We start from the raw sequence: 18,870 nt of genomic DNA on the forward strand, positions 1-18,870 counted from the left end.
AACATTCGCTCCCCGGAGTTGAGCTACCCGGCGCCACACCAACTCCGACGAGCACCCACCTCACCGGAGCTGACGCCGTCCTCCGGTGTTTTCGATAGTTGTCAGGAACCTGTATTTGCCTAATACATACGCAAAAATCTTTGTATAAATAGAATCTGGGATATTTTTGACAAATTTTACTTCACCCAATACGCCATGATACGAGAAGGATTACCTAGGGCCAAAATGAAAATAACCCACCAATATCCCGTCTCAGTCCGGTGTTTTTCCGATGCTAGAGACCTTATTGGTGGGTTATTTGATAGGCTGAAAGTAAAAAAGCCCACCCTATGAATGGTGAGCTGTTGCAATCTGAATCTATGAAGTTTCTTCTACTGTTTTCTGGTTGAGTATCTCAATGCTCTTGTACCAATAAAAATACGCTTCAGGATCAAATTTCATGATCGTTTTGAATTTCTTGAAATCTGGATGTTCTATCACTAGCTCTCTCAAATCTACTTTTGGATCAAATTTCTCAACATCAGTCATTTCGTGTTTTATTAAAAGTGATAGGTACGCTGCTTTGGATGCACTGTTAATTGCACTCTCTACTATATAGTTTCTAGAGAAAATGTAATCCTTGATCCTATTGACTCCCAGCTGTAACTGATCATAAATGTCTTTTTCGATCCGACCTCTTTCACTTAAAATTCTGGAGGTCTCAAAAATATCTTCAAGAACGTCTCTATACGATGACTCCTCATCTCGTTCACGATAGATTAGTTCCTGCTGTGCCATCTGTTTGAATGTCTGGCTTACTGTATTGACATCACTCATTTCATCAAACAAGTTACCTACATCAAAGAGCTGTTTGATGATTTCCAACTCTTTACTCTTTCCGTAAGGGATACCCGTAGTATTTGGTGCATACGCTGTTAACTTATCACCTAAAATGCAATCCACGCTCGGCACATGAACCTGGACTGATGGTTCAGAGTATTCTATGAAACTACAGTTTATGGTCTTCTCAATCACATCTACATAATGGCTTTTTTCGTATAGAATGTCCAGAAGGATGTAGTTCTCATCTTCATTAAGTGACGATGTGTAGAATACTTTATAGTGGGCTTTTGGGACTTCGTTATTTCCACTTCTCACATTCTCTTCAAAATGGGTGAAGATACCGGTCTTTCCAACTATCTCACTAAGAATATCATCCATATCAACCTCATGCTTTTGCTTCTCAATAATAATGTCAATGTCTATCGAGAATCTGTGCATCTGATTAAGAAGAAGGAGTAGTGATGTTCCCCCTTTGAAAATAAATTCCAAATCTGTTTTTGCTAGTTCTTCTATCAGATGAAAAGCTTTAGTTACTTTTTCGATAAGCGTTGGATCCGCTTTCTTCTTTCCTCTTTTGTAATCCGTGCTCTTTTTCACAATCCATTCTTTTGTGTATGTCGTCTCGTGTATCATCAAATCACCTCATATTAATAGCTCATCTTCATCAATGCTCGTTTCCTCTTTTAAGAAAGATATGAGTTTGTCTTTTGTATGCCTCTTGTGTGCATACTGCTTTAATGTTGATTGGTTGACACTATAAGTATTAAAAAGCTCCTGGTAAATACTCTTAAGTTCTGCCCCTTGATAGGTAACAAACAGTTCATCATCTACAAATAGATCAACCATGATTTTTTCTACAGTTGGCACAATGATGCTTTGAACTTCTTGTAGCGGAGAAGTCACTGTAAGGTTCTTAATGATGATGCTCGTTTGCCCAGCACTGATATAATGCTCCACTTCATGTTTCCCTGGATTTAAGTAAACATTTTTTTGTGATTCCTGCAGAAAAGCAAAAATTGCTGAAGCGGCGTCTTTATCAACTTCCAGTATAATACTACTGGAAAATGCTTGATGAACCATAAGATTATTTAGCCAAGAAGTCTCCCATATGCACATGTCAACATAGGGGAATTGATTTTGAACTTTTGAAAACAGATTTTTAAGCTTTTTGCTCACAGTAGGTTCGAAGTCTTTCTTGCTTTTGGTTGCATAGACTCCTCGCTTTAATGTGTTAATGACCCCATCATTTTTTAATGCATAGACACGCCATCGGAATGTATTCTTCTTTAAGTTTGGATCGTATTTTTGGTAAAAATGATATAGATCATCACTCGTGAACGGCTTATTGCCAAAGACTTTTTTTATTTCTTCAGTTCTTAACTTGTCATTCATCTAAATCAACCCTCTTTTCTCAAAACCAACATTTGGAGCGATTCACATTTCCGCTCCGTTTGTTTGGTAAAGAAAAATCAATTTCTATAATCAAACATTCGGAGCCATTTTAATTTTCGCTCCATTTGTTTGATTTATTTAAGTATACAACAAATACCAAATTTAAGTAAGAATCAAATCAAACATTCGGAGCTATTTTTATTTTCGCTCCGTTTGTTTGAAATGAAAATAAACCCACCAAGTGGCTTGATCACTACAATCAGGCTACTCAGTGGGTTTCATTCTTACTTTTTTATCGGGAGCTTCCAATATTCTCTGCGATTATCTCTTGCATTCCAGCTCACGCCAATACTCAGCTGGTACTGTATAACGTCATCAGCCAAGAAGGTTCCTGACTCAATTAACCGAGTGAAAATATCGCCTCTAAATGGTATCCTCCGGCCAACATTCGCTCCCCGGAGTTGACCTCCCCTTCGCAAAGCCAATTCCGACGAGCACCCCACTCTTCGGAGCTGACGCCGTCCTACGGTAAGGGGCTGCTCTGCCGGAGAACAACGCCCAAAAAGATTATCACCTCCGACCAACGCGGCTTCGCCGGAGTTCGCCCGACCACCAAGCATCCTCCTCCGGCGAACATTCGCTCGCCGGAGGAGAACTCCCCGGCGCAACACCACCTCCGGTAAGGGCTGCTCTGCCGGAGGAAATCTCTCAAAAAGATCATCACCTCCGATCACCTCGGCTTCGCCGGAGTTCCGCTGCCTACAGTATATGTGTCCCGGCATAAAGGTGCCTCCTTCGCTAAATTTCCCATTGTGTTGCTGTTACAGACGCCTGTCCGTCTGCGAAAAATTGTACGTGATTATGGTCTGATTGCGAATAAATACGCGCTGTAAAGACCTCTAACCCATCATTCACAAAAATTTCCACTGAAGATTCATCCATAAATAAGCGAATCTCTAATGCTTCTTCAGAAAAAGCACATCGGCGGACTGTGCCGTATTCATCCGTCACTGATTTTCCCGATTGGCTCCGATCAAACACCAGTTTTTTGGCTGCAAGGTCATAATAGAAGTACGTTGCTTCCTCGGCTCCCTTGCGGAAAGCTAAACCGACACGTGTCCCTTTTATATCTTTAAACGTTGCTTTGAGTTCATAGGTTCGAGCTGAAAACTCTTTTGCCAACAACGTTTCGTTTTCCAATTTCATTTCTTTAGCGACCGCTTTCCCGCGTAGAGCTGCCAGCTCTGGGACTGGACGCTGATAAAGTTTTCCGTTTTGCAAGCTGAGTTCACGCGGAATCGTCAAGCAGTGCGCCCACCCAAACGCATCCGTGACACAATCTACACCCGGAAGGCCTAGCCAACCAACTAATAATTGACGCCCTTGAGGATCCGTCATCGTTTGCGGCGCATAGAAATCAAAGCCGCGATCCAATTCGTTGAAAGCCTCTGTCACTTGGAATTCACCTGTAGCAAAATCGAGCGGTTCTCCTACTAAGTAACCAGACTGATAAATATTATGATAAGCATCTCCCTCGGGCTCCATGCCTTGAGGCGAGAACAGCAAAACGCCTTGATCCGCTAATTCAAAATAGTCCGGACATTCCCACATAAAGCCTTGGTTCTCTGAGGCTATGTTCCCTTTCAGCGCTATGGCTTGTTGGTACGTCCAGTCTTTTAAGTCCTTGGAAACGTAGTACGCGATCGCGCCTTGATGATCACTTGTTTCAGCTCCGATAATGCAATAGTAGCGCCCCACCTGCTCAATTACTTTAGGATCTCTAAAATTATCGGTATACCCTATCGGCGAATCACTGATCAACGGCTCCGCATCTTTCTTGATTTGGTTGTCGCTCCCCATTACTGCGTGACACTGGTAAGGGATACGCGTCCAATCTTCCGTTCGCGTATTGCCTGTATAGAATAAATGCAGCTGATCGTTTTCCACAAAGCCAGTCCCTGAGAAAACGCCATGACTGTCGTATTCCGTATCCGGTGCCATGGCAATGCCTAAATCTTGCCAGTCAACCAAATTGTCTGAAGCTACATGATACCAGTATTTCACACCATGAACCGGGCCCAAAGGAAACCATTGGTAAAACAAGTGATATTGCCCGTTATAATAGCTAAAGCCATTCGGATCATTCAATAATCCTGTTTTTGGTTGAATATGAAATTTTTGCCGATAAGGACCCGCACTGACTTTTTTAGTCAGCTCTGAAATATAGGCTTCGGAAACATCTTCCAGCCGTGTATACCGCTCTTCTCTTGACCATTCCATTTTACTACCCCACACACTTTCTCTTATCTTTGATAACATTAATGTAACTTGCTTTTTGCTTGACTCATCTTAGCGAACAGGATGGTAACAACAAAAGTTACGACAAAGGCAATGCCCAACGCAACCATGTATTGAACCATGGATTGCGGCCGAATGACGATCACGCCCGGTAACCCCGCAGGCCCTTGAGATACAGAAAGAACTTCCCTCCAAGTAGCATAAGCTGCTCCAACTGCGGACCCTATCAACGCTGCAGCAAACGGGTATTTCAGTTTTAAATTAACCCCGAAGACAGCAGGTTCCGTAATCCCCAATAAAGCGGATATGCCGGCTGCTGAAGCAATAGCTTTCATTTTCACGTCTTTTTTGAACAGGTAAAAAACGGCCAATGCCGCGGCACCTTGAGCTACGTTTGAAGCAGCGACTACTGCAAAAGTAGGCGAGCCTCCAAGTGTTTCGATATTAGCCAAGATTTGCATTTCAGAGGTAACCAAACTATGGTGCATGCCCGTAATAACGAGTAATGGATAAACAACACCGTAGATGGGTCCGCCTATAGGTCCTAATTCAAAGAATAACCACATCACGCCGTTCGTCATCCAATCGCCGACCACTCGCATAACTGGTCCGATCGCTATAAATGTGAAGCTGGCGGTAAACAAAACAGCCAATAACGGTGTAACAATGTTATCCAACATCATCGGGATAAATTTGCGCAATACTTTTTCCGTTTTGGCCAACACAAAGGCAGCACCGATAACCGGTAAAACCGTACCTTGATAGCCGACTTTAGCGATTTCAAAACCAAAAACATTCCAAACCGGCACAGCATTATCCAACACTGCTTGTCCGTAGCTGTAGCCATTCAATAAATCCGGGTGAATCATGATTGCTCCGATGACTGCACCTAAAACGGGTGTCCCGCCAAAAATTTTGGCTGCATAAAAACCAATCAAAATCGGCACAAATACAAACGCCGTATTCGCAAAAATATTGATCATTTCCGCTAAATCCGCAAAATGTGGATACGCTCCGATTACCGTTTCACCAGAAATAAACAAGCCTTCAGCTGTTAATAAGTTGTTCAAACCCATCAATAAACCTGAAGCTACCAAGGCCGGCAAAATCGGCACAAACACATCCGCCAACGCCTTCAATACACGTTGCGCAATATTTAACTTGGATGATGCAATCTCTTTCAATTCTTCCTTGCCTACTTCAAATAGATGTCCTCCGGCGAACAGTCGCTCGCCGGAACTGAGATCGCTGGCACAACTCCTTTCTCCGATAAGGATTTCTTCCTGTAAAGGTCTTCTCTGCCGGAGGAGGAGATCCAAAAAGATGATTACCTCCTACCACGGCGGCTTCGCCGGAGTTCGGCCGCCGGGAAATCAATGTCCTCCGGCGAACATTCGCTCGCGGGAACTGAATTAGCTGGCACAACGCTCTTCTCCGATAAGGACTTTCCTCCTGTAAGGGGTTGCTCTGCCGGAGAAGAACATCCAAAAAGATCATCACCTCCGACAACTGCGGCTTCGCCGGAGTTCGGCCGCCGGGAAATCAATGTCCTCCGGCGAACATTCGCTCGCGGGAACTGAATTAGCTGGCACAACGCTCTTCTCCGATAAGGACTTTCCTCCTGTAAGGGCTGCTCTGCCGGAGGAGGAAATCCAAAAAGATTGTTACCTCCGATCACGGCGGCTTCGCCGGAGTTCGGATGCCGGGAAATCGATGTCCCCCGGCGAACATTCTCCCGCCGGAACTGAGATAGCTGGCACAACTCGCTTCTCCGGCAAGGGATTTCCTCCTGTAAGCGGCTGCTCTGCCGGAGGAGGAGATACACAAAGATGATTACCTCCGACCACGGCGGCTTCGCCGGAATACAGCCGCCGGGAAATCGATGTCCCCCGGCGAACATTCTCTCGCCGGAACTGAGATAGCTGGCACAACTCGCTTCTCCGGCAAGGATTTTCCTCCGGTTAGGGGTTTCCCTGCCGGAGGAAATCCTCCAAAAAGATCATCACCTCCGACCACCGCGGCTTCGCCGGAGTTCAGCCACCCGCCATGCATCGTCCTCCGGCGAACATTCTCTCGCCGGAACTGAGCTCGCCGGCGCAAGTCTGTCTTCCGACGAGCTCCCGCCTCATCGGAGCTGACGACCACCTCCGGGCAGCCATCCCTTCTGCCGGAGGAAAACTCCCAAAAAAATCATCACCTCCGACCACGGCGGCTTCGCCGGAGTTCGGCCACCGCGAAAAAGCTCACCTCCGGCCAGCATTCGCTAGTCGGAGGTGAGCTTTTTTATGCAGTATTGTCTTCCGATGAGCACCCTGCTCATCGGAGCTGGCGGCCCCAGAAGGTCATCTCACTCAGCCAACGCACTATAGTTCATCGCCACCGCAACAAACATCTTCACCCCGATAAGAAAACTGTCCTCATCCAGCGCGAACTTCGGATGGTGATGCGGGTAGTCGTAGCCTTTTTCGGCGTTTCCGGCGCCGATCCAAATATAGGTGGCCGGCACGATGTCGGAGAATGCGGAGAAATCCTCGCCGCCGAGCATCGGCGGCAAGTGCGTGATCTTTCCGGGGAACAGTTCCTCGGCGATAACCTGGACGATCTGCGTCGTCGCTTCATTGTTGTACACGGCGCTGTAGCCGTACAGGTAGTCCAGCTTATAGGTCGCACCATAGGCATCGCAAGTGGCCTTGGCGACACGGTCGATCTCTTCCGCGATCATCAGCCGGTCGCCCTTATCGTTCGTGCGCACGCTGCCGGCCAGGAAGGCTGTGTCGGGAATGACATTCAGGGCGTTCGGAGATCCCGCTTGGAAAACCGTATTCGAGATGACACCCGCATGCATCGGATCCATTTTCCGGGAAATGATCGTCTGGATCTTAGCGAGAATCTGACTGCCGATGATGATCGGATCGATGCTTGTATGCGGAAAGGCTGCATGACCCCCTTTCCCATAAATCGTCAATTCGTACAGATCGGAATTGCCGGTGTTCGGGCCCGGCTTGATGTCGATCATTCCCAGCGGCATCGTTGAGAACAAATGGTGCCCATAGATGAAATCAAAATCATCGAACAGTCCGGTGGCGACCATCTCCTTGGCGCCGCCGGGAGGCAGTTCTTCCGCATGCTGGAAAATGCTGTAGACCTCGCCAGCCAATTCATTGACATGTTCGGCCAAAAACTGGGTGGCAACCATCAAAACCGCAGTGTGGCCGTCATGTCCGCACGCATGCATCTTGCCGTCCACCACAGACTTGAAATCAAGTTCGTCCCGCTGCTCCTGGATGGGCAAGGCATCGATGTCGGCGCGCAGGCCGATTTTCTTGCCGGGCTTGCCCCCGGTTATTTTCACCAACACGGAAGTCGCGGTCGGGCGGGTCACCTCGACATTCTCCAGCTTCGACATTTCGTCATAGATGAATTGGCTCGTCTCATACTCCTGAAAAGACAATTCCGGATGCTGATGCAGATGACGGCGGTAGGCGATGACCTGCTCCTTGCGGGCGGCAAGCTCCTCAAGCCATTCTTTTTTCAATAGTTTCTCCATAGTGATCTCCTTTCTGATTGAAACTCATCCTTGCAAAAATACCGGACTGTCTGGTCCCAACGGCAAGCCCAACAAGTACCAACCGATCAGGATGATCGTCCAGACGATGCCGATGCCGATTGAGTACGGCAAGGTGTTGGCCATCAAGGTCCCGATTCCGGCTTTTTTATCATAGCGTTGAATCGTCGCCAACAAAAGCGGCATATAGGCGATCATCGGCGTCAATGAATTGGTGATGGAGTCGCCGATTCGGTAAGCCATCTGGGTAAAAGCCGGATGGAAATCCAATAGCATGAACATCGGCACAAAAATCGGCGCCAACAATGCCCATTTGGAACTTGCGCTGCCGATAAACAGGTTGATGAACGAAGTCAACAGGATGAAGCCGACAATCAGCACAATGCCGTTCGTGTTCTGCAGCAGTTCCGCGCCTTTGACAGCGATGACGGTGCCCAAGTTGCTCCAGGCGAAAAAGGCCATCATTTGCGCGGCGAAAAAGACGATGACAATGAAATTGCCCATCGAAGACATCGATTTCGTCAGCATTTTCGAAAAATCATGGGAATTTTTGATCGAGCCGGATTTCCAACCGTAAAGCAGTCCCGGCACAAAGAAAATAAGCGTCATGATGATCCCGATGCCGTTCATCAGCGGCGAAGCATTCACCAGGCTGCCAGTCTCGGCATTACGCAGCAGTGCATTTTCAGGCACACTCAAAACTACCAACAACAAAATGACAGCGTAGAATCCCGCATTCGCCCATTTGAGCGCAGTTCGCTCGCCGGCGGATATCTCCTTTTTCGAGGTCTGGACAACACCCTCTTCCGGAATATATTCGCCCAATTGAGGGAAAGTGAATTTTTTCATGATCCAGTAAATGACTACCAGCAACACCGGTGTCGAAAAGGCGATGAAGTAATAGTTCATCAAAACGTTCAACTGCAGATTCGGGTCAATCAGAGCGGCTGCCGGTTCGGTAAAGGCAAAGACCAACGCGTCCGACATCCCAGGAATCAAGTTGGCCGCAAACGCTCCGAGCGGGGAAACGTAGCCCACGATCGCACCGGCAATCGGATGCAGCCCCATCTTCAAAAAGATCAATGCAGCTAGCGGAGGCATGACAATCGGTGCAGCATCCCCGGCAATATTACCCAGAATACCCACAAAGATGATCATCCAAATGACCAGCTGTTTCGGCGCTTTTTCCACCAACGAAGTCAGCAATACTTCAAAATAGCCCGACTGCTCAGCCAGGCCGATCCCCAGCATGACCACCAAAACCAGTCCCAACGCGGGGAAAGCCTTGAAATTATTGACGGCTTCCACTAGAATCCGCACCAGACTTCCGGGCGTCAACAGATTCTCCACGCGGATCATCTCCTGCGTCGCCGGGCTCATCACTTCCACTCCCATAGCAGAAAATAACCAAGACGCCACCAAAATCACGCCACTGAGAATAACAAATATGATGACCGGATCCGGCATCTTATTCCCGCTCCGCTCAATCCACCCCAAAAACCTACTCACCCATCTAACTTTCTTTTCCTCACTCAAAGTGATCCCTCCCATAAATGTCTGAATATTTGCATAAATTTAATTATCCGATTATGAGAGTATAGCACATTCCCTTTTCAAATTGCCATTTTATAAAGTGAAAACAAGAGCGCTCTTTCTCATTTGTACGATTCCCTTCACAAATAGTAAGGGCTGATTACAGCTGAACCTTTCCCAGACGGCGCTGCTCCGGTGAGGGGGCTCTCTGCCGGGGGAGAAGAACCAAAAAGACGATTACCTACGACCACAGCGGCTTCGCCGGAGTTCGGTCCTCCGAAAAACATCCTACTCCGGCTAGCATTCTCTCCCGGGAGTTAAGTTAGCCGTCGCTATACTGTCTTCCGATGAGTGCTCTCCTCATCGGAGCTGACGATTTCCTCCGGCGAGGAGGTTCTCTGCCGGAGGAAATCTCCAAAAAAATCATCACCTTCGATCAGCGCGGCTTCGCCGGAGTTCGGCCCCCCACCGCGCATCCTCCTCCGGCCAGCATTCGCTCCCCGGAGTTGAGTTAGCAGGCGCGAGGCTGTCTTCCGACGAGCGCTAGCTCCGTCGGAGCTGACACGTATATAACAAAGCATACCCTCAACCGGCATCGCTGCTGGTTGAGGGTGTGCTTGTTCTATAAATAATTACTAAATCAATCTCTACACATTCTCATTTGCGAAGGCAATCACTTCGTCACGAAGCTTGTCATTTGACAAACCATCAAGTGATTCGACAAATTTCAAAACCTCTTGTCGGTCATAGGTTGTGGCGTTGCCGACGAATATTTTTTCGAAGACTTGATTGTCGGATAATTGTCCATCAACCAGCAATTCTTCGTACAATTTCTCGCCAGGGCGGATGCCTGATTCCACGATCGGAATTTCAGCCTCCGTGTAACCGCACAACTTGATCATTTTGCGTGCCAGGTCAGAAATTTTGACAGGTTCGCCCATATCCAGGATGAAGATCTCTCCACCTTTGGCCAGCACACCGGCCTGCAGAACCAGACGGCTTGCTTCCGGAATCGTCATGAAGTAGCGGATCATGCGCATATCGGTGACAGTGACCGGACCGCCTTTTTCGATCTGTTCTTTGAAGACAGGGATGACGCTGCCGCGGCTGCCCAAAACATTTCCGAAGCGGACTGCGGCGAATTTGGTTTTACCCGGTTCATTCAAGGAAGTCACCAGAATTTCCGCAATACGCTTCGTCGAACCCATCACGTTTGTCGGACGGACTGCTTTGTCGGTGGAGATCATCACGAAACTCTTCACTCCGGCCGCTTTGGCGGCTTCAGCCATGTTTTTTGATCCGTAGACGTTATTTTTTATTGCTTCCATCGGATTGTATTCCATCAACGGTACATGTTTGTGGGCCGCTGCGTGGAATACATGATCGGGTGTATAGGTTTCCATTACTTGGAAAATACGTTCACGATCCTGGATATCCGCAATGACCGGAATGATCTCGATCGTGCATCCGTACAGGTTGCGCAATTCTTTATCGATCAGGTAGATCGAATTTTCACCATGGCCCAGCAAGATCAATTTTTTCGGTCCGAATTTTGCGATTTGGCGGCAGATTTCCGATCCGATCGAACCACCTGCACCACTCACCAAAACCACTTCATTTTCCAACTGCTCGGCAATTTTCGTGCGGTCCAATTGCACTTCTTCGCGTCCCAGCAAATCGACCACATCAATATTGCGGAGGCGGCTGACGGTCAGTTTGCCCTTCAGGACATCCTCGATCCGCGGCATCTGATTCACTTTCACATTTGCCCGGTTACAATATTCCAAGATGCTTTCCAACTCTTGCGGCTTCAGGGATGGGATGGCGATCGTCACCTGGTCGACGGCAAACTCCTTCACCAATGCAGGAATGTCTTCTTTCGTACCGACGACCGGGATATCGAACAAGCGCGAATTCGCCTTGTTCCTGTCACCGTCGACAATGCCGACGATTTCGATCTCACTCGGCTGACGCAAGATGCTGTCGACGAAGATACTGCCGCCAGCACCGGCCCCGACAACCAACGTGCGGACCTTCTTGTCGATCGGCACATTGTTCTTTTTAAGCTTGCCATCATTCCATTCATGATAGAACCGCCAAAACACACGCGATCCGGGCAGGAACACCAAACTGAACATGTACATCAGGAAAATGTAGCGGAAGCTGACACCTTTGATGAATAACAACGTAATGAGTGCCGAAATCGCATAGGATACCGTCATCAAAATCGTCGACTTCCCGACTTCATAGATGCTCGTGTAGCGGACGATCCTCGCAAATAAGTGACTGCGAAGCCCGAGCAGAATGTAACTGCCGATGCAGACACTCACCATGACGAAAAAGAACGTTTGCGGCGGCCCAATATACGCCTGGATCAACCAGTAGGCCAATAACGCAGATACGAAAATAAAAAATGAATCCAGTAAAATTAAAACCATTGCCTTTTGTTTGCGTGATAAATTAAGCGACATATCTCAGTACTCCTCCTAAAAAACTTCCTTGACGCTTGCTGTCTTCTTACAACATCTCAACTTTATGTCCAAATCTACGGGAAACTGAGTAAAAAGCTGTCCCCATCGAGAAAAATTGTTGCCTTTGTTCGGAAAGCAGCCACTTTCCCAAAACCAAAATCCGCTTCGGAACGAGCAGATGCGCCTTCTGAAAACCGGATCGAACGATGGGAATCCAACAGTGAATAAAACTCCCTTAACATATCATATTGTACTATATCATTCTTGAAATAACTATAATTATTTTACTGAAATTCAGAATTAACTGGGCCGAAAAATACGTCCTCTTGCTCCTTGAGAAAAAAGCACGCTGCCATCCGCATTGATGAATAAAATGCGGATGATGGCGTGCTTTCGTTCGGTTTTTGCGCCGGAGAAGAGAATCCCGAGCGGGTTGTCTCCTCCGGTCAGGCGGGTCTCGCCGCAGTTGGGATACGGGAAAATGACCGTGCTCCGGCCAGAACATTTTCACAGGAGCTAGGCTACCCAGCACGAAATGTGCTCCGATGAAGATAGCGTTCATCGGAGCTGGGCACACCTTCGGCGTTATAATTCGCGTATAATATCTTTAAGCGAATCCTGGTATGCATCCAGATTTTCTCTGATGATGTTGTCCGCAATCAGATCGCTGATTGCGTGCATATCGATGCGCGCCAGGTCGGATTCCTTGATCGAAACAGCGACGCCACGGCGCTTCAGTTCTTCGATGTTTTCGGTATCCTCCAGTACGCCTTCCCTATCAATCAGCACCAGGTTCCGTTTGGAAAGCAGTGCTTCCGATATCGTGCCCCAGCCGGCTTTGGCGATGACGATGCCGCTGGCGGCGAGGTAGTTGTGGGTATCGAAGGTATCGATCGGAAGTTCGATGACGGTGGCGTTGCCGGTAGCGGTGATGTTGATGCCGCTGGTCGCGAAAATGGTTCCTTCGTAGTTGTCGATTTGGATATTCAGCAGGCTGGCGGATTTGCCGCAGGTGATGAATATGCACGGACCGTATTGGGCTTTGATGGCGGCGATGCGGTCGGGATCGAAGCGGCGGCAGATGAAGCTGGTCTGTTTTCTTGGAATAGGCAGTTTGGGTGCCGGAAGCATCAGGTCATATTCGATCAGAAGGTCAAGTTTGGCGTAAACTTCCCGGAAGCGGTCAATGATGGTGTCGGAAAGACCAAGAAACTCGTACTGTTCGCACCAAGTGAAGTTGGCGATACCAATGTTGCGCACACCCAGTTGTTCCCCGACTTGGATGCCGATGGCGCTGATGTCACTGATGATGCAGGCGACGGGCAGATCGCGCAGAATGGCGACTTCCGCAGCGACGGCCGTATCCCAGTCGGACATGAAATCGATCAGCTCGTGCTCGAGGCGCGGGATGTCGACCTGCAGGCTATTCGGCTGGTTGACGAGGCCGACTTCGGTGCGGATGTCGTTGTAGGTCACGCGGTCGCCGAAGCGGGCCAGGTAAACGCGTGCGAAGCTGTTCTGAAAAGCGCCGCTCGCCAGATAAATCCGATGATCGGTCGTCTCCAAAAGTTCCTCGATGATCGCCAGGCAGCGGGTCATATGCCCGAAGCCGTGGGATGATGTGTAGAATGCAAGCCAGTTTTTATCCACAAAACACCTCCTCTGATAAGTCTGTTTCTTACCATTTTTCAAATCAAAATCTATCTCAACTAGTATCAAGCGACTTCTAAATATTATTTTTTAATGCTAACTAATTAATTACCTTTTATAAACTGTATTATTGAGGAAATTTTTATCCCCTTTTAATTATCGTTCTATATCATTTGTTATTAACAGTGGATAAATGATTTCCACAGTAACCAATATACAATATTCCATTTTCAATTAAAAAGTGAATTCTTAAAGACCCTCCTATTTTGGCATGCAAAGTAAAGCATTGTTTATTGCCTGGTGAAATTTGAAATAACCTTTGCGCCCTGAATCTTGGATGACGAATTGTTTCAATAGATTCTTCAGAAAACTCAAAACCTGTTTTATTCTTAAAATACATTTTCCTATTCTCATTTGTTAAATTATTGTTTACATCCATAAATTCTATTGATGACAAACATTTTAATACTTTTTCAACACTCAATAAAGTTGAACTAAAATCATACTTCCGTGCGCTTTTTTTTGCTGAATCAAGAATAACTACATGGTCAAACCTTGATATTCTTTCGAACACTTCATCTATAGATTTGGGTATGTTCTGGCTAAAGATAAACTCGGTTAGTTTATCTTCACCAATAATATTTATTAGATCATAACTTTCATCTTCATGAACTAAATTATAATTATCATGTGTTAGGATCTGTTCCTGTTTTTGGGACAAAATAATGGATTGACCCCAAATTATACAACTGGCAAGCATGTTGAGAATCGCGCTATTGCAAGGTACTTCAGGATTAATTATTACTGATTCCGCAGAATCAAATTTATCTTCATCACAGTAAAAAGGCCCACTATTAATAATGGCATAAATTAGGCCCATTGTTTTCTCAGAAAACTTCCGTTCGCTTAATATACTTCGTAAATCTTTATCATTTACTTTAATTTCCCACAGTTTCCAGTAAAATTTTAGCTCATAATTATTTTCTTTTACAAAACTGCTAAGTCGTAATATTTCGGATAAACAATCTTCTATAGTTTCTCGGTTTTGGTCAGCTAAAGTATTGTGATTAAAATATATGACGTTATTCATTCAATTAACCCTAACAAGTCATAATATGTTTGATCAAAAAAATCTGCTGGCCACGATTTGATTCTTCCATCTTCAAAAATTTCAATATCAGAGTGTCTCAGCTGTCCATTACTTTGTTCAAAAAACAAAATATTAACTCTATTTGATATGATTAAATCTTTTTTTATGTTAATCCTCAGCTTATTAACAATGTGTTCACTGTGAGTTTCGATAATTAACTTTCTATTATTGTTAAAAATAAAAATACAAAAATCTATAAACACGGATTGTAATTTAGGATGCAAATGAACTTCCGGGTTCTCGATTAATATTACATCATTTTTTTTACTTGTGAGTAATAGTGTAAAGACAGGAAGTAATTGTGATACGCCAAAGCCAATTTGATCCAAGCTAAATTCATAATTAGTCTCAGTATTAGTTATGATGATCTTGTATTTATTTGAATCAATCATTTTAGAAATCACTTTGTATTCTTTTCCAAGTAGTTTTTTAATCCAATAATCAAAAATATAAGAAAATTTATTTATACCATCAATAGATAAATCTGTTGTTAATGATTGATTTTGTGATATGACTTTTGCAGTGTTCTCACCAGACAATCCCAGATTGCCAGTAGAAATTCCATTAGCTGAGTCTAAATTATCATTACGAAAAGCTTTTATGTATCTAATATTTTCATTATTTATCATTTTAAGCAAAGTTATTATTTTCTCTAAATTATCAGAAACTATTTTCTTCATGTTTTCCTCAAATATAATTGGTTCTGGTACAAATCCATTAAGTTTACAATAACCATTATCTAATTCGCTCGAAATGTGATATTTTACTTCTAATTCTTTAGAATCATCAATTTCTATGCTATATTCGTGAGGTTGTCTATCTGCATCTAAACTATACACTTCAATTTTACTTAGTATAGGGTTTGTCTCGAAAGGTTTTACTGGGAGATTTTTAAACGTATTTGGATTTCTATAAACTAAATTAACATCTAAATAGTCTAGATTATAGTTTTCTAACAGTGATTTTTCATAAGTAAAACTTAATTCTAAACTTTCAATATTGCCTTTGGACTTATTAAGAACATCTGAAAATCCTCCAAGATTTAATTCGCTATTAAGTGCTAAATAGGTGTAATTAGATGTTTTGTTTTGTGTTAGCAAGTAAATTGCTTGCAATAGAGAAGATTTTCCGGAACTATTTGTTCCAGATACAATCGTAATTCCATTTAAATCAAATGTATTTTCATCTTCATAGCATTTGAAATTCTTGATTTGAACATTTGTCAACATACAATCGCCTCACAATATTTTAGTAAATTCCTCTAACCATACTTCAAACCTGTATGTTACATTTCCTTTTGTTTGAGTGTTCGAGGAAATGGACTTTATAAAGTCATTATCATTTTCACATAATTCATTTAATTTATGATTAATCAACTCTTTGTTTTCTACAATCACCCTTTTTTTATCTATATTAACTGCAACTGAGTACATAATAATATCGTATAATGACATATTTATTTTTCTCATTGTAGATGTTGGGTTCATAAATGCTTTTTCATTAAATACTTCATTTATTATCTGCATAGTTTCACTTAGTAAATTATTTATTTCTTTATAATTTTCAGAACTTAATAAGTTTTCTTCTAGCGTTTTATTTAAAAAGGAATTTAAGTTACCGTTATACGCCTCGTATCCATAAAAATAGAATGAAATAAATCTCAGAATTGCTTCTTGGTCTTTTAAACGGCTATTTTGCACTTTCCCCTTGACCACTTTGATGAAATCCCTATTCTTAGATAACTCTTTAATTTCTTTTATCCCGTTGTCTCTATACATACTATTTCTAATTTCTTGCGCATTCAGTTTGCTCGCTCCTTCGTTTATTCTTTGAAAAATATCAAACTTAATATCCTCATGAGATTCCTTCTTTACGATAAATATTTGTAGTTGATAATCTTCTATTTTTCTTTTTAGTGGTGCATCCAGGTCATTAAAGTTCTTTTTATTAAGTTTTGTTAATACTGGTAATTGTGATAGTTGATAATCTCCATTTAAGAAATCAAAAAATGAAATTAATCTTTGCTGACCATCTATCACTTCATATAACCCATTTTGAGTTTCGGAAAAATATATAGAAGGAATTGGAATATTTCGAAGGACTGATTCAATTAATTTAGCCTTCTTAGTATTGGTCCAAACATCATTGCGTTGATAGCGCGGTCTGAGAATTATATCCTCTCTCAAATATCTTCTATGCAATTCGAATACTGACATTTGTGCTTTTTCTATCACAACCTCTCTTTGAGATTCTGATAAATAAGATAAGTCATCGATTTCCTCTTCCTTAAAATCATTTCCATCTTTATTAATTGTAAATCTGTTGTTTGTTATTTTTTTACTCATTTATACGGTCTCCCTTGTATTTCTGACAAATGAACGCCTCTACTATAAATTAGCTATTTATTTTGATTTTTTGGAATATCAGCAAATCAAAAATTTCTTTTGTAGACTTAAATCTTATTAGCAATTGCACTTACTTTCTTCTAAGAACCAATCAACCTTTAGTTTAAAAAAAATTCTATTATTCCTCTTAACTCCATTGCAAAAATCAAACACCAGGTAACACCTATCCTAGTAAAAGCCATTTTACTTTCTTCAGGATTTTTTTATTGTTACCTCTTTATCAGTTTACTATAACCTTTCCGATTAGACTAATATTAAAAAAATGTCATGAAAGCTAAATGATCAGGTAAATATTATAAATACCTTCAACTAATTTTCTTCGGAAATCCCAATGCTACTTTTTTCGAGCGCTCTAAAGCATTATCGTAAAAAATTTCAAGCATATATACCTATATCACAAAGAACTTGTTATTAGTCTCTGCCAAATCGCTTCAAATCTGGTTTTCACCGCACTAATACACAACTCTTCAAGTATAGCTTTTCCGAGAACAGAACTACACGAACGAATTTATTCTCCCAATATCTTCAGAATTGCATCGCTGCAAACTCTGACTGTCCAAAATCTACAATCACCACTTGCGTATGCGCAGCTTGTTGATTCAATTCGCTCTAAAGATCATCAACAGACCAAACATCGGGTTTCATCTGACGATAAGTTTGGAGTCAAATACAAGATCACTCCTCCATGATTTATTAATCAAAAAAAACTTCACGAATATTTAATGGCTTTCATGTCATGGAACTTACTTTCATCAATATCATCGTCACGACCATCCCCTTCAATCGAGCGTGATCGAAAGTCATTTTCATCGATGTAATCAATCTGGACAAAGATCTGGACCAGTTACAGGTTGCAATCAGCAACTCCGAAAACAGCAATCGTTCGGACCAATCTCAACAATATTCTGGCCATCCCGCATCCGATGTCGTTGATGGCATTCAAGTCGGTTGTCCCTGTAGCTGTGATCCCGGACGGCATCGATTGGGGAGACGGCCACCTTGTGAAATTCGTCTTCCTGTTCTTGATCACGAAGCAAGACTATACGAACACAGAACATATTTATGACTTATTGCTAGAATTGATGGATCAGATCGATAAACAGGAGCAGATTCTGAGTCACCCTTGCTTTGATCATTTCATGTCTGTCACAGAAAACTTGACTGTTGTGTCCTAAAAGCTCAACTCCGACGAGTAACTCTTTGGACTGTCAACACTTTTTCGGACAAAAATAATAAGGTGTCAAAAATGATTTGAGGGTGTACACGGCTGCCATTGACACGGAGCCTCTGGCGGTAGGATAAACTGGCCTGTCTCCAAATTTTCAAGAATCGAAATATGGGCCAGCCCCAAAGCCTATCCTGCCGCCCCTCCATGTCAATGGTACGCAAGCCAGCCTCGTCTTGTTTTATTCGCAGTTTGCTTCCGCCAATTGGCGGCGGTACTCCACAGGGGCCATGTAGTCCAATGTGCTGTGCAGACGGATATGATTGTACCAATGCACATAGTCAAACCACTTAATCTGAAGTTCTGCTATTGTTTCGAATGTTTCTTGGTATACGAATTCTGTCTTGATTGATTTGAAG

At 43.7% G+C, this 18,870-nt stretch carries 13 protein-coding genes; 1 reads left to right on the top strand and 12 read right to left on the bottom strand.

Annotated features, from left to right (window positions below; all coding sequences use genetic code 11):
- Positions 1-357: 357 nt before the first annotated feature.
- From BMZ71_RS12025 to BMZ71_RS12085, 11 genes are all read right to left on the bottom strand, one after another.
- Complete coding sequence (locus tag BMZ71_RS12025; RefSeq protein ID WP_086989192.1) at positions 358-1,455, bottom strand: nucleotidyl transferase AbiEii/AbiGii toxin family protein; 1,098 nt, start codon at positions 1,453-1,455, stop codon at positions 358-360.
- Positions 1,456-1,464: 9 nt separating this feature from the next.
- A complete protein-coding gene (locus BMZ71_RS12030) occupies positions 1,465-2,214 on the bottom strand; it encodes a DUF6577 family protein (protein ID WP_086989191.1) in 750 nt (249 codons plus the stop codon).
- Positions 2,215-3,012: 798 nt separating this feature from the next.
- Positions 3,013-4,533, bottom strand: coding sequence for a glycoside hydrolase family 32 protein (locus tag BMZ71_RS12040; RefSeq protein ID WP_245734432.1), 1,521 nt, complete (start codon positions 4,531-4,533; stop codon positions 3,013-3,015).
- A complete protein-coding gene (locus tag BMZ71_RS12045) occupies positions 4,533-5,831 on the bottom strand; it encodes a PTS transporter subunit EIIC (protein ID WP_245734433.1) in 1,299 nt (432 codons plus the stop codon). The genes BMZ71_RS12040 and BMZ71_RS12045 overlap by 1 nt, the downstream gene beginning before the upstream one ends.
- 1,028 nt (positions 5,832-6,859) lie before the next feature.
- Positions 6,860-8,059 (bottom strand): amidohydrolase, encoded by a 1,200-nt coding sequence (locus tag BMZ71_RS12055; protein ID WP_086989186.1) that lies wholly within the window; start codon positions 8,057-8,059, stop codon positions 6,860-6,862.
- Positions 8,060-8,083: 24 nt separating this feature from the next.
- Entirely contained in the window at positions 8,084-9,613 is a 1,530-nt protein-coding gene (locus BMZ71_RS12060) for an AbgT family transporter (RefSeq protein ID WP_218142819.1), read from the bottom strand.
- 644 nt (positions 9,614-10,257) lie between these two features.
- On the bottom strand, positions 10,258-12,081 hold the full coding sequence (locus BMZ71_RS12065; protein ID WP_086989184.1) for a polysaccharide biosynthesis protein: 1,824 nt from the start codon (positions 12,079-12,081) through the stop codon (positions 10,258-10,260).
- Between the two features lie 585 nt (positions 12,082-12,666).
- Entirely contained in the window at positions 12,667-13,731 is a 1,065-nt protein-coding gene (locus tag BMZ71_RS12070; RefSeq protein WP_086989183.1) for a hypothetical protein, read from the bottom strand.
- 169 nt (positions 13,732-13,900) lie between these two features.
- Positions 13,901-14,821, bottom strand: coding sequence for a hypothetical protein (locus BMZ71_RS12075; RefSeq protein WP_086989182.1), 921 nt, complete (start codon positions 14,819-14,821; stop codon positions 13,901-13,903).
- Positions 14,818-16,110 (bottom strand): DUF3696 domain-containing protein, encoded by a 1,293-nt coding sequence (locus tag BMZ71_RS12080; protein WP_086989181.1) that lies wholly within the window; start codon positions 16,108-16,110, stop codon positions 14,818-14,820. Before BMZ71_RS12080 ends, BMZ71_RS12075 begins: the two co-directional genes overlap by 4 nt.
- 9 nt (positions 16,111-16,119) lie before the next feature.
- Positions 16,120-17,226 carry a DUF262 domain-containing protein gene (locus tag BMZ71_RS12085; RefSeq protein WP_086989180.1) on the bottom strand — a complete coding sequence of 369 codons (1,107 nt, stop codon included), beginning with the start codon at positions 17,224-17,226 and terminating at the stop codon, positions 16,120-16,122.
- 911 nt (positions 17,227-18,137) lie between these two features.
- Between BMZ71_RS12085 and BMZ71_RS12090 the strand changes: the two genes are divergently transcribed.
- Positions 18,138-18,461, top strand: a complete 324-nt coding sequence (locus tag BMZ71_RS12090) for a PTS sugar transporter subunit IIA (protein WP_086989179.1) — start codon at positions 18,138-18,140, stop codon at positions 18,459-18,461.
- 231 nt (positions 18,462-18,692) lie between these two features.
- Here the strand turns inward: BMZ71_RS12090 and BMZ71_RS12095 are convergent, their stop codons facing one another.
- A complete protein-coding gene (locus BMZ71_RS12095) occupies positions 18,693-18,860 on the bottom strand; it encodes an IS3 family transposase (protein WP_425445174.1) in 168 nt (55 codons plus the stop codon).
- Between the last annotated feature and the right edge of the window lie 10 nt (positions 18,861-18,870).

The sequence above is a fragment of the Trichococcus flocculiformis genome, from assembly GCF_900113645.1.
Taxonomy (GTDB): domain Bacteria; phylum Bacillota; class Bacilli; order Lactobacillales; family Aerococcaceae; genus Trichococcus; species Trichococcus flocculiformis.